Annotated in this window: 19 protein-coding genes; 4 read left to right on the top strand and 15 right to left on the bottom strand. The window is 59.1% G+C overall.

Annotation, left to right across the window (positions count from 1 at the left end; all coding sequences use genetic code 11):
- Window positions 1-19: 19 nt before the first annotated feature.
- From rseP to ACEW7X_RS08595, 13 genes are all read right to left on the bottom strand, one after another.
- Entirely contained in the window at window positions 20-1,369 is a 1,350-nt protein-coding gene (rseP, locus tag ACEW7X_RS08655) for an RIP metalloprotease RseP (RefSeq protein ID WP_068372289.1), read from the bottom strand.
- Between the two features lie 66 nt (window positions 1,370-1,435).
- Complete coding sequence (locus ACEW7X_RS08650; protein WP_242611452.1) at window positions 1,436-2,722, bottom strand: 1-deoxy-D-xylulose-5-phosphate reductoisomerase; 1,287 nt, start codon at window positions 2,720-2,722, stop codon at window positions 1,436-1,438.
- 4 nt (window positions 2,723-2,726) lie between these two features.
- Window positions 2,727-3,623, bottom strand: a complete 897-nt coding sequence (locus ACEW7X_RS08645) for a phosphatidate cytidylyltransferase (protein ID WP_068372292.1) — start codon at window positions 3,621-3,623, stop codon at window positions 2,727-2,729.
- Between the two features lie 29 nt (window positions 3,624-3,652).
- A complete protein-coding gene (gene uppS / locus ACEW7X_RS08640) occupies window positions 3,653-4,417 on the bottom strand; it encodes a polyprenyl diphosphate synthase (RefSeq protein ID WP_420177080.1) in 765 nt (254 codons plus the stop codon).
- A 114-nt stretch (window positions 4,418-4,531) separates the two neighbouring features.
- On the bottom strand, window positions 4,532-5,092 hold the full coding sequence (gene frr, locus ACEW7X_RS08635) for a ribosome recycling factor (RefSeq protein WP_068372298.1): 561 nt from the start codon (window positions 5,090-5,092) through the stop codon (window positions 4,532-4,534).
- 147 nt (window positions 5,093-5,239) lie between these two features.
- The gene (gene pyrH, locus ACEW7X_RS08630; RefSeq protein WP_068372300.1) at window positions 5,240-5,956 is read right to left on the bottom strand and encodes a UMP kinase; all 717 of its coding nucleotides are present in this window, start codon (window positions 5,954-5,956) and stop codon (window positions 5,240-5,242) included.
- A 237-nt stretch (window positions 5,957-6,193) separates the two neighbouring features.
- On the bottom strand, window positions 6,194-7,066 hold the full coding sequence (tsf, locus tag ACEW7X_RS08625) for a translation elongation factor Ts (protein WP_130487047.1): 873 nt from the start codon (window positions 7,064-7,066) through the stop codon (window positions 6,194-6,196).
- 111 nt (window positions 7,067-7,177) lie between these two features.
- Window positions 7,178-7,939 (bottom strand): 30S ribosomal protein S2, encoded by a 762-nt coding sequence (gene rpsB, locus ACEW7X_RS08620; RefSeq protein ID WP_068372306.1) that lies wholly within the window; start codon window positions 7,937-7,939, stop codon window positions 7,178-7,180.
- A 246-nt stretch (window positions 7,940-8,185) separates the two neighbouring features.
- Window positions 8,186-8,803 (bottom strand): hypothetical protein, encoded by a 618-nt coding sequence (locus tag ACEW7X_RS08615; RefSeq protein ID WP_420177079.1) that lies wholly within the window; start codon window positions 8,801-8,803, stop codon window positions 8,186-8,188.
- Window positions 8,764-9,339, bottom strand: a complete 576-nt coding sequence (locus ACEW7X_RS08610; RefSeq protein WP_420177078.1) for a hypothetical protein — start codon at window positions 9,337-9,339, stop codon at window positions 8,764-8,766. The genes ACEW7X_RS08615 and ACEW7X_RS08610 overlap by 40 nt, the downstream gene beginning before the upstream one ends.
- Window positions 9,340-9,562: 223 nt before the next feature.
- Window positions 9,563-11,077, bottom strand: coding sequence for a hypothetical protein (locus ACEW7X_RS08605; RefSeq protein ID WP_420177077.1), 1,515 nt, complete (start codon window positions 11,075-11,077; stop codon window positions 9,563-9,565).
- 312 nt (window positions 11,078-11,389) lie between these two features.
- On the bottom strand, window positions 11,390-13,918 hold the full coding sequence (locus ACEW7X_RS08600) for a hypothetical protein (RefSeq protein ID WP_420177076.1): 2,529 nt from the start codon (window positions 13,916-13,918) through the stop codon (window positions 11,390-11,392).
- A 289-nt stretch (window positions 13,919-14,207) separates the two neighbouring features.
- Window positions 14,208-15,473: a hypothetical protein gene (locus ACEW7X_RS08595; RefSeq protein WP_420177075.1), complete on the bottom strand. Its 1,266-nt coding sequence runs from the start codon at window positions 15,471-15,473 to the stop codon at window positions 14,208-14,210.
- Window positions 15,474-15,791: 318 nt separating this feature from the next.
- On the opposite strand from ACEW7X_RS08595, the gene ACEW7X_RS08590 reads away from it, so the two are divergent.
- The gene (locus ACEW7X_RS08590; RefSeq protein ID WP_420177074.1) at window positions 15,792-16,268 is read left to right on the top strand and encodes a hypothetical protein; all 477 of its coding nucleotides are present in this window, start codon (window positions 15,792-15,794) and stop codon (window positions 16,266-16,268) included.
- A 48-nt stretch (window positions 16,269-16,316) separates the two neighbouring features.
- On the opposite strand, the gene ACEW7X_RS08585 is transcribed toward ACEW7X_RS08590, so the two are convergent.
- A complete protein-coding gene (locus tag ACEW7X_RS08585) occupies window positions 16,317-16,733 on the bottom strand; it encodes a helix-turn-helix domain-containing protein (RefSeq protein ID WP_420177902.1) in 417 nt (138 codons plus the stop codon).
- Window positions 16,734-16,873: 140 nt separating this feature from the next.
- On the opposite strand from ACEW7X_RS08585, the gene ACEW7X_RS08580 reads away from it, so the two are divergent.
- From ACEW7X_RS08580 to ACEW7X_RS08570, 3 genes are all read left to right on the top strand, one after another.
- Window positions 16,874-19,528: a FepA family TonB-dependent siderophore receptor gene (locus ACEW7X_RS08580; protein WP_420177901.1), complete on the top strand. Its 2,655-nt coding sequence runs from the start codon at window positions 16,874-16,876 to the stop codon at window positions 19,526-19,528.
- Between the two features lie 154 nt (window positions 19,529-19,682).
- Window positions 19,683-22,319 carry a [protein-PII] uridylyltransferase gene (locus ACEW7X_RS08575; RefSeq protein ID WP_420177900.1) on the top strand — a complete coding sequence of 879 codons (2,637 nt, stop codon included), beginning with the start codon at window positions 19,683-19,685 and terminating at the stop codon, window positions 22,317-22,319.
- Window positions 22,320-22,413: 94 nt separating this feature from the next.
- Window positions 22,414-22,893: a disulfide bond formation protein B gene (locus ACEW7X_RS08570; RefSeq protein WP_420177899.1), complete on the top strand. Its 480-nt coding sequence runs from the start codon at window positions 22,414-22,416 to the stop codon at window positions 22,891-22,893.
- Here ACEW7X_RS08570 and ACEW7X_RS08565 read toward each other — a convergent pair whose 3' ends face one another.
- Window positions 22,894-23,388 (bottom strand): Lrp/AsnC family transcriptional regulator, encoded by a 495-nt coding sequence (locus ACEW7X_RS08565; protein ID WP_134838415.1) that lies wholly within the window; start codon window positions 23,386-23,388, stop codon window positions 22,894-22,896.
- Window positions 23,389-23,422: the final 34 nt, after the last annotated feature.

Below are 23,422 nucleotides of genomic sequence, written 5' to 3'. Positions count from 1 at the left end.
GATTTTAAATGACACGCAATTAGCTGAAAAGACGGGTGACAATACGCCCGATATCGTTGAACAGGGCCAATCCCATCAGCGCCGCCAGCAATATCATGCCAAAACGCTGGCCGATTTCCAGCCAATTGTCCGGCAACGGGCGACCGCGGACGATTTCTGCGAAATAGTACAGCAGATGACCGCCATCAAGTGTGGGGATAGGAAGAAGATTCAGTACGCCAAGACTCACGCTCAGCAGCGCCAGGAAGCCGATATAGGCATCCAGGCCGACGCGTGCGCTCTGCCCGGCATAGTCAGCAATGGCGACCGGGCCATTGATATTGCGCCAGGAAACCGTGCCGGTCAGCATGCGGCCCATCATGCGCAAAGTGAACAAGGAGGTCTCCCAGGTACGCACGACGCCATGGGAAATGGCTTCCAGCGGGCCGTAACGGCGATCCACCATGGGAAGATCGGCTGCCAGCTGGGCACCAATGCGCCCGACTACCCGGCCATCTTCCAGGCGCGCCTCAGCAGGCACCAGAGTCAGGTCCAGCTCGGTATTGCCACGCCGCACACGCAGTTCCAGCGGCTGTCCACCGTGCGCCTGGATCTCGGCCAGCAAACGCGGCACATCGGGAGATTCCTGGCTGCCCGCGCGCAACACCTTGTCACCATCTTTCAGGCCCGCCGCCTCGCCCGCCCCGCCACTGATCACGCTGCGGATATACGGATTGGCCGCCTGCAAGGCCAGGCCCGCGCCGACCAGCGGATCGGCGTCATGCTCCAGTCTGTCGCCCTGCAAAACCAACAGGCGCTGGCGCGGCTGCCCGGCGCGGTCGGTAACGTCCATGCGCAAGGTACCGCCCGCTGTCAGCTTGTCGAGCAGCAGCCAGCGCGCATCGCTCCAGGTTTCGACCTTGCGGCCATCTATGGCCTGGATCCTGTCGCCGCTGGCTACACCCGCCAGCGCGGCCGCGCTGCCTTCCTGCGGATCGGCCAGCACGGGCTGCGGTTCGCGGCTGCCCATCATGCCCAGAATGGCGTAGAGCACCGCCGCCAGCAAAAGATTGCAAACCGGGCCGGCGAGCACAACGGCAATGCGCCGATAGACGTTCAACCGATTGAACGGCACGCCCTTGCCGGAACCGATGCCAACATCGCCGCCCAGGCCGTCATCTGCCATCTTGACATAGCCGCCCAGCGGAATCATGGAGACCGCCCACTCGGTACCCCGGGCATCACGTTTTTGCCAGAGTACGCGGCCGAAACCCACCGAAAAACGGAGGATGCGGACGTTGAAAAAACGCGCAACGCTATAGTGGCCCAGTTCGTGGATGGTGACCAGGATACCCAGCGCGACAAGAAAAGTGATTAAGGTATAAAGCACATAAATTCCATTGCATGCCAGCAAAAACTGGCGGAACCGCAGGCCTGTGCCGCAATCGGCCCAGCGTCAGGCAGCCAGTCCCAGGTTGGCGACATAGCGGCGTGCACGCAAATCATAATCGAGTACGGCATCCAGGCTATCGAGAGCCTGTTCTGCCTGTCCGCCATGCCATTCAAGGGCCGCCTCGATTACCCGGGATATCCAGGTGTAAGGCAGGCGCCCCTCCAGGAACGCGGCCACTGCCACCTCATTGGCGGCATTGAGCGCGATACAGGCGCCCTGGCCATCACGCAGGGCAGCATAGGCCAGCGCCAGGCAGGGAAAGCGCTCGTAGTCAGGCGGTTCGAAATCCAGGCGGCCGTGGCGTGCCAGATCCAGCGGACCCACGCCGTTGGCGAGACGATCGGGAAAGCCCAGCGCGTGTGCAATGGGAATGCGCATATCGGGCTGGCCCAACTGCGCCAGCATGGAACCATCCTCGTATTCGACCAGGGAGTGAATAATGCTCTGGGGATGCACCAGGACTTCTATCCGTTCCGGCGACATACCGAATAGCCAGTAGGCTTCGATGACCTCCAGGCCCTTATTGACCATCGTCGCAGAATCTACGGAAATCTTGCGTCCCATGCTCCAGTTGGGATGCGCGCATGCCTGCGCCGGCGTGACGGCTTCCAGGTCTTTCCAGTGGCAACGCCGGAATGGGCCGCCAGAGGCGGTCAGCACCAGGCGGCGGACGCCGGATGCTGCGCAGGCGGTCGCCGCATCCGTCTTGACAGGCAAGCACTGGAAAATGGCATTGTGCTCGCTGTCTATGGGCAGCAACTGGGCACCGTGGTTGCGGGCCGCGCTCATGAACAGGCCGCCGGCAGCCACCAGGGCCTCCTTGTTGGCCAGCAGGATGCGTTTACCGGCATTGGCCGCGGCCAATGCCGCCGGCAAGCCTGCGGCGCCGACAATGGCAGCCACAACAGTATGGCCGCCGGGGTCGGCGGCTGTTTCCGCCAATGCAGTATCCCCTACCCTGATTTCAGGCAATGGCAGGTCGGTGCCGTAGGCGCGCTCGAAGCGTTCGCGCGCGGCATCGTCCGGCACCACCACGACATGGGCACGGTGCTGGCGCGCCTGCGCAGCGAGACGTTCCATGCGTGTGCGCGCACTCAGCGCATACACCTGGAAGCGCCCGGCGTGCCGGCCCAGGACATCGAGCGTGCTTTCCCCTACCGATCCCGTCGCGCCAAGAATGATCACGGTTTCCCGTTGTGGCGACGCACCGGCGGCAGGCAGGCCTTCACGGTCCGGAACCGATTCCGTTTCGCCGCGAACCGCACGGCCTGCATTAGGGGACATAGTCACAGCATCAGACTCCAAAAATTAGCAGCAATAAGGCCAGCGGAGCAGTCGGCAGGATAGCATCAATGCGATCGAGCACACCGCCATGGCCAGGCAGCAGCCCGCTGGAATCCTTCATTCCGGCGCGACGCTTGAGCAATGATTCGAACAAATCGCCGACTATGGAGAGCATGGCCAGGAATGCAATCCAGGGCAATGCCGCATATGACCAGAGACGGAACATATGGTTCGCAAAACTGCCTTCCCAGTTCATGGTGGCGGCGCCCCACACTACCGCTGCGACCACGCCTGCGATAGCGCCCTCCCAGGATTTCCCGGGACTGACACGCGGCGCCAGCTTGCGCTTGCCCACCGCACGGCCGGCAAAATAGGCACCGATATCGGCGCACCAGATGATTGCCAGGAAGCTCAGCAGCAGCCCGCGCCCCATCATGAACATGAGCGCAAGCGAAGCCCAGGCGGCAATCAGCGCCAGGATGCCAAAGAGACTCATGAAAGGGTTTGCCGCTGGCGCATGCACGTCGCCGCGCACGACCTGATAGGTGCCGATCAGCACCCACAGCGCCACAGCCAGTGGAATGACTACGCGTGTGGCGATTTCGTAGGTGACGGCAACGGGGCCTATGCTGGCCGCGTTATTGGACAGCCAGAGCCAGGTCAGCATGATGGTCAGCGCGCCGGCGGCAATGCCCGCAACCATCGGGCCACCAGCCGTTTTCGGGGTGTCGCCCAGGGATGCACCCGCAGCCGCCGGAACGGGGCTGGTCAGGCGCAACCATTCCCACAAGCCCAGGCCAGTCAGCACGGACAGCAGCAGCATGAACGGCCACGGCGTACCCAAGGCCAGTGCACCTCCCAGCACGATCAGCAAAGCAACTGCAGTGACGATACGGGTTCCCAGCATGGGTGCTTCTCCTGTCGCCTAGGCGGCGGTTATGGCTGCTTGGCCCCTGTCTCGGCAAGCTGGGCACTCGTGCGGCCAAAGCGCCGTTCCCGGGTGGCATACCAGTGGAACGCCTGTTCCAGGGATGCCCGGTCAAAATCGGGCCAATACTGATCGGTGAAATACAGCTCTGTGTAGGCGAGCTGCCAGATGAGGAAATTCGAGATACGCTGTTCTCCGCCGGTGCGGATGAACAGGTCGGGCTCGGGGGCCCATGCCATGCAGAGATGCCTGGAAATGTCGTCTTCGGACAAAGGCTGTGCCGGATCACGCCCGGCTTCCGCCAGCAGCTTCTGGGTCGCCTGGAGGATATCCCAGCGTCCGCCATAATTCGCCGCCACGGTCAGCGTGAGTTTTTCATTATGGGCGGTGCGTGCCTGGGCTGCGTCGATCAGGGCGCGCAGCTTGGGGTCGAACGGAGAAATATCGCCGACGATGCGTAGCCGGACGCCCTGCTCCTGCAGTTTGTCGACCTCGCGCTCCAGGGCCTGCATGAACAGGCGCATCAACAACGAGACCTCTTCGGCCGGGCGGCGCCAGTTTTCGGAGCTGAATGCAAACAGCGTGAGGTACTCCACCCCCGCCTGCCCGCAGGCTTCCACTGCCCTGCGCACGGCACGCACGCCCTTGGCGTGGCCAGCAGTGCGGGGCAAATGGCGCTTGGTGGCCCAGCGCCCATTGCCGTCCATGATGATGGCAACGTGCCGGGGAATGGCACCGACAACGGGTATGGCCTTGGTAGAACTAATTGTCATGACGGAATCTTAACAGCGCCCTGCGAGCGCGTCCCTGGCTTATGAAAAAATGGCAAAGCCGATGCGCAGCATGCCATAGGCAGCGCGGCAGGCTGCGCGCTCGCGGGCGGAACTTCAGACTGTCATGATTTCCGCTTCTTTCTGGCTGACCAGTTTATCGACTTCAGCGACAAAGCGGTCCGTCAGTTTTTGGATATCATCCTGGGCGCGACGCTCGTCGTCTTCGGAAATTTCCTTATCCTTGACCAGGCGCTTGAGCGCTTCGTTGGCTTCGCGGCGCAGGTTGCGGATGGCAACCTTGGCGTCTTCCGATTCGCCCTTGACGACCTTGGCCAGGTCGCGGCGACGTTCTTCGGTCAGCGCCGGCATCGGCACGCGCATGCCTTCGCCCAGCGTCTGGGGGTTAAGACCCAGGTCCGACTCGCGAATGGCCTTTTCCACCACGGAAACCATGCTTTTTTCCCAGACCTGCACATTCAGGTTGCGCGCATCGACAACCGTGACGTTTGCAACCTGGCTGACGGGAACCATCGAACCGTAGTACTCCACCTGCACGTGATCCAGAATGGCTGCAGTGGCGCGGCCGGTACGGATCTTGGACAGATTGGTCTTCAAAGCCTCGATGGACTTCTGCATGCGAGTATCGGCAGATTTGCGAATCTCGGAAACACTCATGTCTTTATTCCTCTATTGAAGAGCGCCTGCTCATGGCCAGTTGCGGCATAACCGCATCCGGCAGCGGAGCTTGATTGGCTCCAGTATTGAAATCGGCCTGGTGGCAGCGCCCTCCTCTGCAGGAGCAGCGCCGCGCCAGGCCGGTGATCAGACGTGTACCAGGGTACCTTCGTCCGCGCCGCTGACAGCGCGTTTCAGGGCGCCCGGCTTGTTGATGGAGAACACCTTGATGGGCAGCTTCTGGTCGCGGCACAGCGCGAAAGCCGTCGCGTCCATCACCTCCAGGCGCCGGACGATCGCTTCGTCGAAGCTGATCGTCGCATAGCGAGTGGCGTTCGGGTCCTTGTTGGGGTCTGCCGTGTAGATGCCGTCGACCTTGGTGGCCTTGAGCACGGCTTCCGCTCCGATTTCGGCACCGCGCAAGGCGGCGGCGGTATCGGTCGTAAAGAATGGGTTGCCCGTACCGGCCGCGAAAATGACGACCTTGCCTTCCTCAAGGTAGCGCAGCGCCTTGGGACGAATGTACGGCTCGACGATTTGGTCGATGCGCAACGCGGATTGCACGCGGGCGTCGATGCCACGGTTCTTGATGGCATCCTGCAGGGCCAATGCATTGATCAGCGTGGCCATCATGCCCATGTAATCGGCAGTTGCACGATCCATGCCCTGGGCGCCCGGCGCCACGCCTCGGAAAATATTGCCGCCACCGATCACGATCGCCAGCTCGACCCCCATGGAAACCAGTTCGGCGATTTCCTCGGTCATGCGAACAATGGTGGCGCGATTGATGCCGTAGGCGTCTTCGCCCATCAAGGCTTCGCCGGAAAGCTTAAGAAGAACCCGTTTATATGCTGTACTGCTCATCACTATGACTCCCTGGAAGCGGCTCGGCGGAATTTTAGCTTTGTTTGTGCAAACGCTGCCCTGGGGCAGCGTGGAATTTTACGGCTGGCGACAAATTCGAGCGCAGCGACAGAGGCAGCGCGCTGAATGTGCCTGGTGATTCACTGGAACCGCCGTCCGGCCCAGGCTTGGCAACATACCAAGAAAACAGGCTGTCGCCCGGCGCGCGAGCACCGGAGCGACAGCCTGTCAGCACACTTAACCCTGACGGGCAGCGGCAACTTCAGCGGCGAAGTCAGTCGTCTTCTTCTCGATGCCTTCACCGACGATGAACAGCGTGAAGCTGTTCACAGCAGCGTTCTTTTCTTTCAGCATCTGAGCAACGGTCTGCTTGTCGTTCTTGACGAAAACTTGCGACAGCAGCGCAACTTCCTTCAGGTACTTCTGGATCGAGCCCTCAACCATCTTGGCAACGATTTCAGCCGGCTTGCCGGATTCGGCAGCCTTCTGCTCGGCCACGGCACGTTCCTTGGCAACCAGCTCGGCGGGTACGCCATCGGCGTCCAGCGCTTGCGGACGGGTAGCGGCGATGTGCATGGCAACGTCCTTGCCCACTTCGTCGGCACCGTCGAACTCAACCAGAACGCCGATACGGCCGCTGTGCACATAGCTGGCCAGCTTGTTCGGGGTTTCCTTGCGGATGAAACGGCGAATGGTGATGTTCTCGCCGATCTTGCCGATCAGGGCGGTACGCACGCTATCAACCGTTTCGCCGTTCAGTTCCAGCGCGGACAGCGCCTCGACGTCGGCGGGATTCTTGTCGGCAACCAGTTCGGCAACCTTGGCAACGAAGGCGACGAAATCGTCATTCTTGGCCACGAAGTCGGTTTCGCAGTTGACTTCCACCAGCGCACCGCGCTTGGCATCAGCCGAGATGTTCAAGCCCAGCAGGCCTTCGGCGGTCACGCGCGACGCAGCCTTGCCAGCCTTGCTACCCAGCTTGACGCGCAGAATCTCTTCGGCGCGAGCCATGTCGCCAGCCGCTTCCGTCAGCGCCTTCTTGCATTCCATCATCGGGGCGTCGGTCTTTTCACGCAATTCCTTGACCATCGCAGCGGTAATTTCAGCCATTTCTACTCCAGATTCGATTGATTGATCCAGCTCTCGTGGAACTGGTGTCAGCCGTGCCCGACAGGCCGACTACCCGCCTCCCTCAGGACAAGGGAGGCGGCGTGACAGCAATTAGGCCTCTTCCGAGCCTTCTTCCTGCACTTCGACGAATTCTTCGTCAGCCTGGGCCACTTCCTCGACCAGGCCGCTCAGGCGCTGTTCGCGGCCAGCCAGCACGGCGTCGGCGATGACTTGCGAGTACAGGGCGATGGCGCGGGCGGAGTCGTCGTTGCCAGGAATGACGTAGTCCACACCGTCCGGCGAGTGGTTGGTATCGACCACGGCCACCACCGGGATGCCCAGGGCGCGCGCTTCGGCGATGGCAATCTTATGGTAGCCAACGTCGATGACAAACAGAGCATCGGGCAGGCCGCCCATGTCCTTGATGCCGCCGATGGACTTGTTCAGCTTATCCAGTTCGCGTTGGAACAGCAGGCCTTCCTTCTTGCTCAGACGCTCCAGGCCGCCGTCGGCTGCCAGGGCTTCCATTTCTTTCAGGCGCTTGATCGAGGTCTTGACGGTCTTGAAGTTCGTCAGCATGCCACCCAGCCAGCGGCTGTCGACAAACGGCGAACCGCTGCGCTCGGCGGCCTCAGCCACCAATTCACGAGCAGCGCGCTTGGTGCCGACGAACAGCAGCGTGCCGCCCTTGGCGGACAGCTGACGCACGAACTTTTCGGCTTCCTGGAACTTTTCGACCGTCTTTTCCAGGTTGATGATGTGAATCTTGTTACGATGACCGAAGATGTACGGAGCCATCTTGGGGTTCCAGTAACGGGTCTGGTGGCCGAAGTGGACACCGGCTTCGAGCATATCGCGCATGCTGATGGACATATGAATCTCCTAGGGTTTGGACTGGCGCCGCACCTGCACCACGCACCTCATGGCGAATTCGCCGTTCTGAGGACTACGCAGCACCCTGGTGGCACGACACGCGATTTCAGAACACATCATGGCAGCTGCAAGGCAACGGCCATCGCCCGTTCTGATGGAAAAAATTGGGCAAGCCCGCTATTCTACTATTTTTTAGGGCATCGCTTCAAGCAGCAAAGCAGAAGGCATCGCAAACGTGGAACAGCATCAATGCCGTCGCAGCAACTCTTCGAGAGAGCGGGTATTGAGAACATGGATCAGGCAGTCTTGCAGAGCGGCCTGATCCAGGGCCCCCAGCTGCTCAAGGTCATTTTCAGACAAACTGCCAAAACGTTGTTCCAGCAGGCAACGCACGGCCTCCCGCATACCTTCGACCCTGCCCTCAACCTTGCCTTCCACTCTACCGGCAGCCCGGCCTTCCAAACGCCCACGCCCTATCGCCACTCGCTCAACGCTGGTCATATATGCCATGTCTGATACTCCCTGGGTTTCGATTTGATTGGACACCTGAACAAACTGCAGTTCCAGCACAGGCGGCAACGCCATGGCGTTATCCAGAAAAGCGAACAGCCTATGAAAATCAGCTTTGTCATAGCCGTGCGCGTATAGCTGACGCAATAAACGCACTTTACGTTGCAGGCGATCCGCTGGTGCAGCTTGCCGGGCAGCTTCCAGTTCGACCTGCATGAACAAAGCAAATGGGTTCTGCCGTGCCTGTGCTGCCAACTCGTCTTCGCGCCCGAGCCAGCTTTGCAAATGTAGCATTGGCAACGAATAGTTCAGGCTCAGAAAATTCCCTCCAAGCGGGGCATACTGGTAATGCAAACGCTCCGTAAGCGGACGGCCAATAACTTGTCCACGTAGCGGCGATTACGTCGCCTCCCCGGCATCAGGCCTTTCAACTCTTTATCCAGAAATACCGGAGCCTGAGTCCAATCTATCAACGCGTGCAGGGCAGGCCAAAGCAGGGAGACACAATGCTGGAAATACACATCCAGTACATCCTTCCAGCGGCCATCAGCATCGGCGCGTGTTGCGACCGGAATCTCTTGCAGCAGCCGCTCCGTATCCCGATGCAAATGATCAGGCACCCCTGCACCGTCGATGAAGCCGCCAGTCTCACCCACCAAAGGCGCCAACCCTGCATCCACGCCATACGGCAACGGATCTGGCACGCGGCAGAATGACAAGGGAACGGGATCATGCGCCAAATAAAAACACGGACCCTGCCTTTTCCGAGCGCTTCCCTGACCCGCCCTTTCCGACAATTGCCCGAATTGTTCAAACCGATATTTCTGGATATCCGACCATAATCCATGGCGATCCAGAAATATCGGGTTCGACATTCCAACAGCATACATGGCAAGCTCCCTGAGAGATCGCTTGCAGCCTAATCTCGCATCATGCTTTTGCCCATCCTGGAGAGTGACCAAATCAGCACATCTGGCGCCTGCGGCCCCATTGCATGGACGCCACCACTGCCGTACGGAATGGGCCTGCGCCCAACCGTACGACATACACATGGTGGTCGAGCAACAACACCAACTGGCTACCTTATTGGTAACCAGTTGGGGCATGTCAACATCAGTTAGTGGTGTAGCTGTACTTCTCAACGGCGTTGCATGCGGCGCCACTGAGCGTACCGCCGACGCTGTACAGTTGCTCTGACCAGATCGAGGTCAGGTACAAGGTATTGCCCGCCCCTTTGATCAGATTGCTGCTCAGGCATTCCGTTGCCAGCGCACCGACCCTGGCAGGCATGGTCAGAGAGACATCCACTTCCACTATCTCCTGCCCGATACGGTCATTGAAGAACAGGCGGTTGCCATCAAGTACCAGTTCTACCGGCTGCACGGCAGGAATATCCGTCACTTTGGTCAGGACATATTCTTGATTGACCGGGTCGTAGGCGCTGACATCATAGATGTACAAGCCGGCACCGAATGCCGCCGCAGCCGTTGCAAAAGCACTTTGGTAGGCAGCCAGCGTACTTGCATCGGGATCATCCGGAACCGTCATCAATTCGTCCGGGTCCCAATCGCGGCTGTTCAAGGCATAGATGCGCGTCGGTTCACCGCTGGCATTTTCCTGCACCACCATATTCAGGAAGCTGACGGGCTTGATCGGCGCGCTGCCCGATGCGAAGCTGAAATCCACGATATCGTCAGGCGTTCCGTTATTCAGCGTAATGCGCCGGAAGCCACTGCCCCCGGTGTAAGTGGCATGAGGCGTGACATAGATCGCGTGACCGCTGGTCGCATTGGGAATGACCGGGGCGACGCTGGAGTTCAACAAATTCGTCGCGCCATCGACCAGATCTGGGCTGAATTTTTTGAGTTCAAGCAATGCGTTGGGATCATGAATATCCTCTTCATTACCACGCAAGGCAGCAATGACCTTGGCGCTATCCGGACTGTATTTGATCAGCCGGCTGCGGGTGATCTGCCCGACGGCCAGGGAGTCCGGGTTGCATACGCCGCTGGCGCTGGCCATCGTTCCGGGCGAGTTCAAGTTCCAGCGCAGGACTTTGCCCAGGAAGGTCAGGCCGCCAACCAGTTCGCCACGGCTGGCGGAGTAGTCCAAGCCGTGCAGTGGCTGGAGAAAGGCTGTCCAGGTGCTGGCATCCCAATTTGAGCTGATAGGGCCTTCGTCCTCCAGCTCACTGACGGCAGTCAGGAAGTCCTGCCGTTCCTCGCTGCTTGGCAATGTATACGGCGCGCATGCCGGAAATGCCCATAGCTGCGTCTGGCTGGCATCGTTGGCGCTGTCCGGAATGCGCAAGAAGGCGGGATAGCCGGTAATGTCATACGCAAAGCCCTCCTCCGTATTCGGCGCTGGCTGAAGAACATTGGTCCGGTCCAGCCGCGGAGCCGTATTTCCCGGATCATCCGCGCGCGTCGCAAAAAACGCGACATAGACGGCATTCCCCATGCCATTTCCTACTTCACTGCCCACGTGCACCATTTGGTAAGGCTTATCCGCCGGCTTGGCACCAGAATAGACCTTGCCTACTTTGGTAATGCCCGCCTGGGCGCCACCTGCCGCCAGCAAGCCTGCCAATACGGAAAGAACCACTGCCTTGTAATTCACGACCTTCATGATGACTGCTCCATAGAGAGATAACACCATGCCGGGAAACAGGCGGGCCTGACTCCGTCCGCCGACGGGACTGCGGCTACTGCCATGGCATCCGACTGATATCCGTCAGGCGGGGGGATGCCGATATAGATAAAAATAACAATGAGTCGTATTTTTATCATTTTATAAACCTGAAATATTCGAAGACACTGATACAAGGCAGGTTATTAAAGAATTTACTTTAATAAGATGGCCTTGCCGTCAGAAGCAGGCTTGGCAGTCGCAAGCCTGCTTCCATGTGCACCAGGTTTGCTGGAGATGCCCAACAGGCGGTCAGTCCGATCCCACCACAGGCGCATCCCTGGCGTCAGAACCGAACATCAGACCATACGCGATCCCTTTTGATTCATCGTTCGAATCCAGGTAATAGCGATACGCCAGGACAGCTTCGTTGGTATCGGTCAGGAACAAGGCGGAATCGGCATGTCCGCCCTCGCCCCAGCCACTGGCGAAGGAAAAGCCGCGATTGCCGCCCGCTTGAACCCCCTGATGGTTACGGGCATAAAACGCACCGTTCTCATAGCCGTAGGCCTGGACACCTGCATCCGCAGCCAGGTGTTCTTCATGCCGGCAGGCTTGCACCGAGCGCGTCAATTCAAAATCGTTGAATGTCAAATCGGCGAGTCTGTAATTCTGGACCTCGCCCGTCACGATCAGCCCGCGCACGACCAGATGTGGCCTGTTCCGACGAAACTCAGCGGCATTGTCCATGTTGTAACCAGGATGAAAGTCTCCGGTATATCTATTGCGGTATGCCCCATCTACATAGAAATAGTCTTCACATAGAAAGTAGCCCTGTCCTGCAACTCCTTGCCATGCGATGACGTCCCGCGGCAAATACGCATATCGGTTGATGCGCGTTGGCCATCCGGTACGAGTTTTCAGCGGCGCAGCATCACTGGCATGCGCCAGCGCAACATAACTATTTCCAGACGTTAGCGTCCTGGCCCACGGGCCATCTGCCTGCTGCCAGACGGCATTCTGTTGTCCATGGGCGGCCGCCGGGCTTTCCAGGGCGATGCCCCGGCCGGATTTACCGCCTGCCTTGTCATTCAGATGAAAGGCATAGGCGATCACCAGGCTGTTGTCGTCATCCAGATAAAAATCTGCGTGGCCCGAAAGCCCATTGCGATTGAAATTGCCCTGGGCATCTATGGGGCTTTTCAGTTTGGAGCCTAGGCCGCTCAGCACGGCATATACCGCACCATCTGCGACCTCAAAGGTCAAATCCAGGTTGGTCGTTATCCGGTTGCAGGTATTCATCACATGCTGGACATCCTTGGTGCTACGCCCCAGCCGCCCAGCCGCGTCCAGTTTGCGCAAGCTATCGTGCAGCAGAAAGGTGGTATTGGCATCCAGCAGGCCGTCGGTTTCAAGCGGCCAGTCACTCATCATGGTGTCCATGTCGCATACAGCGAAAGCCACATCCTTGTAGGCCACGCTGCGTGTCACCCGGCGGAACTGACCTGTCTCATCCTCGGGCCGGAACCAGGCCAGCTTGTTGAAGCGCCGTGCCGCCGCGTAAGGCTTGCTGCTGCCGTCTGCCTCCACGGAATGCCAATGAGGCGTCCGGGTGAAATCGGTGGACACGATTTCACCGGGTGCATTGGTACGCAGCCCCACATGGCTGCCTGAAGCATCACGGTAGCGGTATAGAGCCAGCAAATGGCCTTGCCGGTTATGGAAAAGGCGCACTTTGCCAGACGCAGCGGCATCTCCGAAGCTGCCGTCCTCAGCAACGTCATAGCTTTTTTGCTGACCAATGAGGACTTGCGTACGCTGGTTGCTTACCTTCACCTGCAATGCCATCTCATTGCCGGGCTGGCAGCCATCCAGCGCACGCGCCAGGGTTGCATCAGCGACAGCTGCCGCTTGTGGCGCCAGTGCCTGAGCATGGCGCAGATAGAACACCTGGTTATCCGCCAGCGCAGGCTGGCCAGGGTCCGCCACCAAATGATTGGCCGGCTGGCTGCAGGCCACATACGCGATATCAGCAATTCCCTGGGCATAGCTGGCATCGCTCCCTACGAGCAACAGCGTGGGCGACAAGGGTTCCATGGCGTGTTCCAGCATATAACCCAATGGTTGCCGGTCAGCATCCAGCACCGGGTGATAATCCAGCAAGGTGCGTTGCAGCTGTGCATTCCAGGATTGATAGCCGCTGGTATAGCGATTACTGACACCGGCGCTGTGCGCGCCCTGCCCCTGGTCGAACAGCACGACACGCCCGAATTTGCTGCTGCCCCTGTCCAGATAATGCATGGAGATGACGGCTGCCAGCTGGCCGCTTTGCGGATGGCGGTAAAACTGCACATGCCCACTGTTCTGGCCGCGGTTTTCATAACCGTAGCTGCCTGAATAACGGCCATCCGCATCTATGGCATAACTGCCGAATTTCAATACGCCGGCAACATTGGTAATGCGGCGGCCGAGGTAGCCACTGTCTTCGGTGCTCAAGGCCGCCGCATCGTCGCAACTGACCAGCAAAGGGTCGGCCAAGGTAAAGTCCGGCGGCAAATCACCCGTGGCAATCGGCGGACCATAGGCCAATATGGCGTTCTGCTTGGCAGTTGTCGAGTTGACGCGGGTACTGGATCCGCACAGCGTATAGACCAATCCCGGCAGCCCGGCATATTCCCGGACGCCTTCTACCTTGCCGCTGCCAGCCTTTGAAAATTCGATGGGACGGCCTGCATCTTCTTCATCGAAGCTGAGTTCGTAAGCGCGCGCCACACCCTGGGCATCGTAAAGATCCCTGGGCTCAAAGACGCTGTGCCAACCCTCATACTGCGAGCTCTCCATGGCCAGATCGTTATTCTCTGGATCGCTGACGCTGCACGCTTGCAGCATGCAAACAATCAGCAGTGCGCCCAAGGGTAATTTGACGCCTGACAGCAAGCGATCATTGACGCTCAAGCAAGGTGATGGAGAAATCTCTACGGACGCGCCAAGCCGTCGGGCGTGCGACGGCGCAAGCCCAGACTGGGGAAACTGAAACATGTGTATTCTCCGTGCGCCGCGTCGCCCAGATTAGCAAGCGGCGCCTGACACCGAAAGGCCAATGCCCTTCGGCCTGGGTCTGCGTATCTACTTAGTGCGTCCGCGGCACCAGCCGGCCTTGCGCCAGGCTCAGTTCGGGGTCATAGCGTTGATTCAGCTCATTGGTTACAGACCACATCCAGTGTCTGGCTGTACCTGTGACACCAATGTAATTTGCTAAATCCCAGTGATAATATTTTGCAAAGTGCTCCAGAGAAGCCAGATTATGCTGATCCACGTTCGCGATGGATTCGTAGTAATCCGCTGCATCGGTATACTTTGCTACGAATGCAAAATAACGATCAGTATTGGGGTCGTTTGCTGCATTCTCAATATATTCTTTCAATATTGATACGCCAGCAGCAACATCGGCATTATTGATGGTAGTACTTGTCGGAACATTAATAGCAAACCAATCATTGCGCTTCCATTGAACCAGGCATTGCATGGTGTCATCATGCACTGTCGTAGCAGCTGACTTACCAATTGTATATCGGTTCTGGCACATGAGAGGGGTCGATTCGTTGACAGCCTCGATAATATCCGAACCAAAAATCATGAACCCCGAATAATTTTTGTGGGATGAAAAATTCAGCGTATCCTTGATTCTCCCCCACTTGCCCTGGGAAAACTTTCGCAAAAACATAGGATAACCGTCTGGATAACCTGCAATGGCGCCTTTCAAGATCATGGCTTCATCTACTGCAAATCCATCCTTGTAACGGCGGGGATTCGTATTTAAGTGACGGTGCGTCTGAGTCAAGACTACGAAAGGAATCGTCAGGTAGATACGATCCACACCTTCTTCTTCCTGATACTCTTTCATGGCCCGTGGATACCCGATCAGAATCCCGCCGTATTCAATGATTTCCCGCTTTCCGTCCGCATCCTGATTATTATAAGAATTTTCTACGGCATAAAAATAGTCTGCCCCTGCTTCCTGAAGTGCAGGGTGCGGCATGGCGAAATAGCCATCCGAATAATGATGGGACGATTTTGGCATGAACTCATTGTTGGATGAAGAAAATGCCACACGTGTGCAATCATCCTCACACTTGGAAATCTTCGGCGGATTAATATAGGAATCCAACGTCCAATCCCCCAGCTTGCTGAGATCCCCCACCCCCAGCTGTTCGACACAATTCCCAACGACATTCTTGCAGGCACCGACACTGACAGGTGCTTCTGGTTCCGGTTTTCCCGGTTCCTCCGTACCAGGCCCGATAGGATTGGCAGTATCACTATCGCCACCGCCTCCGCAGCCATATAGAGCCACTGCCGCCACACTGGCAAGCGCCAACCGGGTGAAATAAGACATTTCGAGTTCTCCAAAAGGATTTCCAGCCGCAGGCGGACCCGGCCTACGGACGTCACAACGAAATGCATTATCATTATTACGATTGATTAATCCAATCGTAAAAACGATGACCAACAAAAAACGGGAAAACTCGCCGCTTCAACGCAAATACGAGGTGAGAAAACTCCGGGCTTTTAGGGGCGGCGTTGGCCGACGGCCAAACATAAATATACTGGACATAAACACAGTTATAGAGCCTGAACCATGCCGCCGTCCATGCAGCCATCCACTCGCGCCGCTCTGCGGCAAGCCTATCTTCCTTCCGGCAAAGAAACCCTCATGATCAAGCCCTCTTCGCCCTCCTTGCGTCCCTGCCAGCGCAAAGTCTTACCAGCGAAAGCGCTGGACATGCCTGTTGCCAGTCGCCAGATACGTAGCCGGGATGACCTGTCCTTTACCCGCCGCGATGCCGGCGGGCGGCTGATCAACTGGATGGTGCCCCAACGCGCCGGCGAGTGGCATGTGCACTACGGCATAGGGGAAAGCTGGTTCGACGAAATCGTGCAACTGGCACGCCACGACCCGGAAGAAGCCTATACCGCGCTGCGCATGGCCGGGCCATTGCTGCTGCCATACATGAATTTCGGCCACGCCGAAGGTTTCTTCAATGGCATGGCTCAGTGGGCGGTTGCAGGCATACTGAGGGCACAGGGCCAAGATCCAGCCCTGCCTTTCGAATTGCCGTCGCTGGGAGATGCCGTGCATCCTGGCATGTCCTTCTATCGCCAGTCGTCGCCTGACACGCCGGCGCCATAGCGCACCGGGCGGGCAATCACCTGCCCGGCCACGACCATCGGTTTGCGATTATTCCGTCTTGCCCGTGGATGTACGCTCAACTGCAGCAACCAAGCCATCCACGATACCAGCCAACGGCTCGGCCCATTCGGGCACAGGTTCTTTTGAACGGCGCAGTACCAATTGTGCAAGCCTGCGCTGCGCCTCACTCGCACTGTCATAGTGATCCAGCAGGTCATCCTGCTCCGGTGTCAGAGGCAAACGGCTGCTGGCGCCCTCTTCCTCGTTCCTGACACCATCGAGCAGCCAGCGTATGGGAACGCGATACAGCGTTGCCAGGCGCGGAATGAAGGTCGAGGTCGGCTGCTCGCCGGTTTCCAGCGCAGACAACGTGGACTGCGCCATGCCAGCACGATCGGCCGCCTGTTTTTGCGAATAGCCCGCTTCCAGCCTGGCGTCGCGCAGGCATTGTCCAAACTTGGTCATATCGGAATCCTGATCGAAATTTCCGAAATCATTGATATCGGGATTCTGATAGGAACAAAAGCCGCAATGGCGATTGGATGATAATCATTATTCCGATAGCATGAAGAACGCAATCCAGTTGAGAAACGTTCCGGTCCATCATGCCATCCACCACGCCTTCGCTCCCTCCTGCCCTTCCCCTGTTCAAGTCCTTCGCCGCACTGGCTGCCGTTACTGCGATGATCGGGAGTGCGCCTCCGGCGCGGGCTCAGCCCACAACCGGTACGCACGAAAACGCCAGACCTGCCCCCCTGCCGAATGCAGACGCCAGACCGGCTGACGCCGCGACCACAACCTCGCCTGCCAACGGCAGCCCGGTTAGCGAGCTTGAAAGCGTCACCGTGGAAGGCCTGTACGAACGGCGCCAGACCACCGGGCAGTCGGTCATATCCGCGCAGGACATACGCAAAATGCCGGTGACCAACGACCTGGCCGAAATCATCCGCAAGCAACCCGGGGCGGCGCTGACGACAGCCTCCACCTCGGGCCAGTACGGCAACAAGCGGCAGATATCGCTGCGCGGCATGGGGCCGGAAAATACCCTGATCCTGATCGACGGACGCCCGGTCCTGAGCCGCAACGCCGTCCGCATGGGCTGGCGCGGGGACCGCAATACGCGCGGCGACACCAATTGGATACCGGCAGAGATGGTGGACTCCATACGCGTGATACGCGGGCCTGCCGCCGCCATCTACGGCAATGGTGCCGCCGGCGGCGTCGTGAACATCATTACAAAGAAAGCCGGCGAAACCTGGAGTACCGCGCTTTCCACGACCCAGACACGGCCACAGGATGGCAAGGAAGGCGATGGACAGCGCTACAACTTCAGCCTGATGGGCCCCCTTACCGACTCCCTGTCCCTGCGTCTTTATGGCAATTACAACCGCATTGAGGAAGACGCCTGGGACATCAACCGCGAACACGAAGGCGATCGCAGCGAGCTGCTCAAGGGAACGCATTGCGATGTTTACGGCAACCACTGCCGCACCGGCTATTACTCCTACGTGAAAACCTTTACCGCCGGGCGCGAAGGCCTGGTCAACAAGGATGGCGACATCCTGTTGAGCTGGCGTCCGTCCGCGCGCCAAACGCTCAGCGCCGGATTCAGCTACGGCCGGCAGGACAACCTCTACTCGGGGGAAGCCGCCTACAACAATATCCAGAACGGACAGATTGTCATCGACGGCTTCAAGGACCCGCGCTACAGCCAGTACGGTGGCAAGCAGGTCTATTACATGGGCACGGACGTATCCGAACTGCTGGGTACGACCACAAACAGCACGACGCGCAAAGCCTATGCCCTGAGCCACGATCTCCAGTGGGAGCGCGCCAGCGTGCGCAGCTTCCTGCAAGTGGAAGAAACCGATATCGACCGGCTCGTCGAAGGCCTGGCCGGCGGTGGCGCCGGTTCGCTGCTTTCCAGCACGACCAGCATCAGTCAGAAGGCAATGACCTCCAGAACCCGCAGCAACTTGCGCACAACGACACTGAAAAGCGAATGGGCACTGCCGTTTTCCCTGTTGGGTACTGGGCATTTTCTGACAGCCGGCGTTGAATATCAGCATAGCCGCCTCAACGACCCGGAATCCATGTCCCAGAGCCTGGCGAACCTGAAGTTCAGTTTCAATGTCCCGGGGTTTGACCCCGATATCGAACGCAGCCCGCAGACCTCGGCATCGATATGGTCGGTCTTTCTTGCCGATGAAATCGAACCCTGGGCCGGCATGCTGATTACGCCTGCCATTCGTTACGACCACCACAGCCTGATAGAAAGCGCCATCAGCCCTTCCCTGAACCTGCAACAGGCGGTTGGCGGCGGCATGACGCTGCATGCCGGCATCGGCCAGACATACAAGGCGCCCAACCTGTACCAGCTCAATCCCAATTACCTGCTGTATAGCAATGGCAATGGCTGCTTCCACTTGCAGCGCCGCTCGTATTCCGGTCAGGAGCAGGTATTCCGTTCACCCTGCTTCCTTCAAGGCAATGACAGGCTCAAGCCAGAGGCCAGCATCAACATGGAACTAGGGATCGAATATCAGGGGGAACGCCTGTCCGGCACGCTGACCTATTTCCGCAATGATTACCGTAACCGCATCGAAGCCGGTACCAACCGGCGCCATTCCGAGAATACCTATACGCAGGACGGCCTGCTGGATCTACTGAGCATTGATATCTATCGCTGGGTCAATGTCCGCAAGACACTGCTTGAAGGCCTGGAAGGTTCCGTGCAATGGGACATCACCGACAGCCTGCAATGGACCAATGCCTTCAGCTACATGCATCGCTTCGAAACCTACGACAAGGACCTGAGCAACGCCTACTACACGGCCGCGCTGGATAACACCATCAACGCGGCGCGTGCCGCCGACCTGATTGCCGTGTTGCCCCGCTATACATTGGTCAGCAATCTGAACTGGCAGGCTACACCGGCGCTGATGCTGTCCCTGACCGGCAGTTTCTACGGCACGCAAAAGCCAGCGCAACTCAATGAGCACAACATATCGGAAGGTTTTTATGCCCGTGATCTGGTCAGCGACGAGCGCAAGGCCTACATGATCCTGGATTTCGCCAGCTCATTTGAATGGAACCGGCACATCACGCTCTCCGCGGGCATCAAGAATGTGCTGGACCGGCGCCTGTATCGTCTCGGCAATGCCACCAGCTACAACACCGCAGCCGTCCGGGGGGCTGGCGCCAATACCTATAATGAACCGGGACGCGCCTTCTATCTGGGCCTGAATGCACAATTTTGAGGCAACGCGTGCACCGTATTGGTGAGGGGCCGTGGATGGCGTCCTCGGACCTGACAATTTGTCACGCCCGCGCCAAATAAGGCCTACCGAGGATCGGCGCTAGCCACCACACTGCTTTATGATGGCAGTCATGTCGCGCCCGGAACCTGCCATCATGCCAGCCCAGCCAGACCTTTCCCAGATCAAGGAGCGGCTGCTCACGCGCCGCGCCGCCGCCATCGCGTCCTATCGTGAACACCGCCGTCCTGATGACTTGCTGCACGAACTGCGGCGTATCGTGGACCAAGGCTTGCGGCAACTCGCAAAGGTTTGCCCCCTGCCCGCCGATGCCGCTCTGGCTGCCGTCGGCGGTTACGGCCGCGGCGAGCTTTACCCATTTTCCGATGTCGACCTGCTATTGCTGCTACCCCATGCGGCAAGCGCTGAAGACGAGGAAAAACTGTCGCACTGGGTGGCTGCACTCTGGGACATTGGCCTGGAACCCGGGCATAGCGTGCGCACCGTGGAAGAATGCTGCAAGGAAGCTGCCAGCGACATCACGATCGAAACCTCTCTGCTGGAGTCCCGTTTTCTTTTGGGCAACCGCAGCCTGATGCGGCGCTTTGAAGAAGCCATTCAGCAGCAACTGGACCCGCGCCGCTTTTTCCAGGACAAACAGCTTGAAATGGAGCAGCGCCACAGCCGTTATCAGGACACGCCCTACTCGCTGGAACCGAATTGCAAGGAATCCCCTGGCGGCCTGCGTGATCTGCAAGTCATTCTCTGGATGGCCAAGGCCGGCGGCTTCGGCGACAACTGGCGCGCCATTGCCCGCAACGGCCTGTTGACGGACACAGAAGCCCGCGACCTGCGCCGCGCCGAGCTCGCCTTCAAGGAACTGCGCATCGAACTGCACCTGATCGCAGGGCGCCGTGAAGACCGGGTGCTGTTCGATTACCAGGCCAGGCTGGCGGAAGTCTATAACATCGGGCCCAATGGCATGCGGCGCGGCAGCGAAGTCCTGATGCAGCGTTATTACTGGGCAGCGCGCCTGGTGACGCAGCTCAACACCATCCTGGTGCTGAATATCGAGCAGCGGCTGTTTCCGCCCGCCTCGCATGTCTCCGTGCCCATCGACGAGGACTTCGACAACGAGAATGGCCGCCTGGCTATCCACCGCCACGATGCTTTCGAGCGCAAGCCGGCCCTGCTGCTGCGCGCCTTCCTGTGCCTGCAGCAGCACCCTGAACTCAACGGCATGACGGCCGCCACCCTGCGCGCCATCTGGCACAACCGGGACCGTATAGACGCCCAGTACCGCCGCAATCCCGTGAATCGGCGCCTGTTCCTGCAAATCCTGCAGCAGCCCAGGGGCATCGTGCATGCCTTGCGAGCCATGACCATGCTGAACATCTTGCCGCGATACCTGCCGGTGTTCCGGCGTATCGTCGGGCAGATGCAGCATGACCTGTTCCACGTCTATACCGTCGATCAGCATACGTTGGCTGTCATCCGATATCTGCGGCGCTTTACGATGGCAGAACATGCCCAGGAATATCCGTTGGCCAGCCAACTGATCGCCACCCTGGACCGTCATTGGCTGCTGTATGTTGCCGCGCTCTTCCATGACATTGCCAAAGGGCGCGGTGGCGACCACTCAGAATTGGGCGCACGTGACGTCAGGCGGTTTGCCATCGAGCACGGCCTGGACGCCGAAGATGCCGACCTGGTCGAATTCCTGGTCCGGCAGCATTTGCTGATGTCCACCGTCGCCCAGAAGCGCGACCTGTCAGATCCTGACGTCATCCGCGATTTTGCGCAGCAAGTCGGTACTGTCCGGCGCCTGAAGGCCTTGTACCTGCTGACGGTGGCAGATATCCGGGGCACCAGCCCCAAAGTCTGGAACGCCTGGAAAGGCAAGTTGCTTGAAGACTTGTACTACCGTACCCGCGAAGCGCTGGGCGGCAAGGACCCGGGAGATATAGATGCCGCGCTGGCCCGCCGGCGCCAAGCGGCGATCTCCATGACGCAGGCGGCCGGTCTCGCAGAAGAAGCCAGGGAAAATTTCTGGAAACAACTGGACGTGGCCTATTTCCTGCGTCACGATGCCGATGAAATCGCCTGGCATGCCATCCAGTTGCATGACCATATCGCCGACGCCCAAAGCATTGTGCGTGCACGCCCCGCCACCGGGGACGAAGGCTTGCAGATACTGGTCTACACACCGGACAGCAATGATCTGTTCATGGCGCTTTGCGCCTATTTCGACGCAAGCAACTTCAGCATCCAGGATGCTCGCATCCATACCACACGCCAGGGGTGGGCGCTGGATAGCTTCATCGTCCTGTCCGCCTTTCCGGAACACGATCTGCAGGCCCAGGCTCGCCATGTCGAGAAAGAACTGACGGCCTGGCTATCCCGACGCCGCCACGAGGACTTGGCCGCGCCGTCATGCGCGTTGCGGGGCAACCTGCGGCAATCGCGCCGTTCGCAGGCATTCCCGCTACGCCCGCATATCGAACTGCAACCCGACGAGCGCAGCCAGTCCTGGCGCCTGAGCCTGGTCGCAACCGACCGTCCCGGCCTGCTGCATGACCTGGCCCAGGTATTCAGCCGACATGAAATCAACCTTCAGACTGCGAAAATCATGACGCTGGGGGAACGCGTGGAAGATATTTTTGTCATTGATGGGCCTGCGCTGGAAAGCCCTCGCAGCCAAATGCGTTTCGAGCGAGATTTGCTGGACATGCTGGGAGGACGGTCCCAGCCGCCCAGGCAGGACAGTTCGGAAAGCCTGCCCGTGGCGGTCTGACATACCATCATGGGCCCTCCCGTCTTGAGCCTTGGGACAGTTCTCCAGGCCACTCGTTTCCCGCACCACTGATTCATCCACCTTCTTGCTTGATATGAAACCGACCTCCCGCTGTCTCCTGCTTCTCGTGGCATTCCTGTCGTTCGCCGCCGTTGGCGTCGCCTTGATCTCACAGTATGCCTTCAGCCTGCAGCCCTGCGCCTGGTGCTCCATGCAGCGCCTGATTTACCTGGTGCTGGGTGCATTCGCGCTGGTCGGCGCGCTGATGCCTGGCCAGGGCGTGTCGCGTCGTATTGCCGCGGCCATTGCCGCGTTGCTGGGTATTGCGGGCGTTATCGCAGCCTGGTACCAGCATTCCGTCGCGGCGCAAATGTTCTCTTGCGACAGAACGTTTGCCGACCGCCTGATGGTTGATTCCGGCCTGGAAGAAGGCATTACCTGGCTCTTCGGCATCTACGCGTCATGCATGGACGCGACTGCCTACATCTTTGGCATCGAGTATGCGATCTGGAGCCTGGTGCTGTTTGCCCTGATGACGCTTGCGCTGGTCTGGTCGATATTCAAACGCCATTGATCAGCGTGCCAGCGGTACCTGCAGGCCCAGCTTCAGGCACCCCAGCGCAACTGATGTCCGGAAGCGGCGCACGTTATCGTCGCCACCAAACAGGCGCTCGGTGATGGCTTCGAAATCCGCCATGGTCGCGGCGGTCAGCACCAGCAGGTAGTCGGCTTCGCCGGTAATGCTGTAGCACTGCTGTACCGCAGGCTCCGCCTGAATGCGCGCGCGCAGGCCTGCCGTGCGGGCCGGCTGCTCGTCATGCACATGCACTTCCACCATGATGGTCAACGGACGCCCCAGCCGGCTGGCGTCCAGAACGGCGGTCTCGGCCAGGATGATCCCGCTTTCTCGCAAACGCCTGATGCGCCGTTGCACCGCGGGTGCAGACAAGTGCACGGCCTGCGCGATTTCACGCTGGGAAATGGTGTTGTCGCGTTGCAGGATGTCGAGAATCGCCAGGTCGAAGTCATCCAGCGCTGCGGCCGCAGGACTGTGCGGCGGGCTGGACATAACAGGTACAGCCCTGCCGGGCATGGCATTTTTT

Origin of the sequence: Kerstersia gyiorum, from assembly GCF_048595715.1 — a bacterium.
GTDB lineage: Bacteria > Pseudomonadota > Gammaproteobacteria > Burkholderiales > Burkholderiaceae_B > Kerstersia > Kerstersia gyiorum.
The sequence above is the reverse complement of the archived record's forward strand: the minus strand, read 5'-3'. Positions and strand labels throughout refer to the sequence as shown.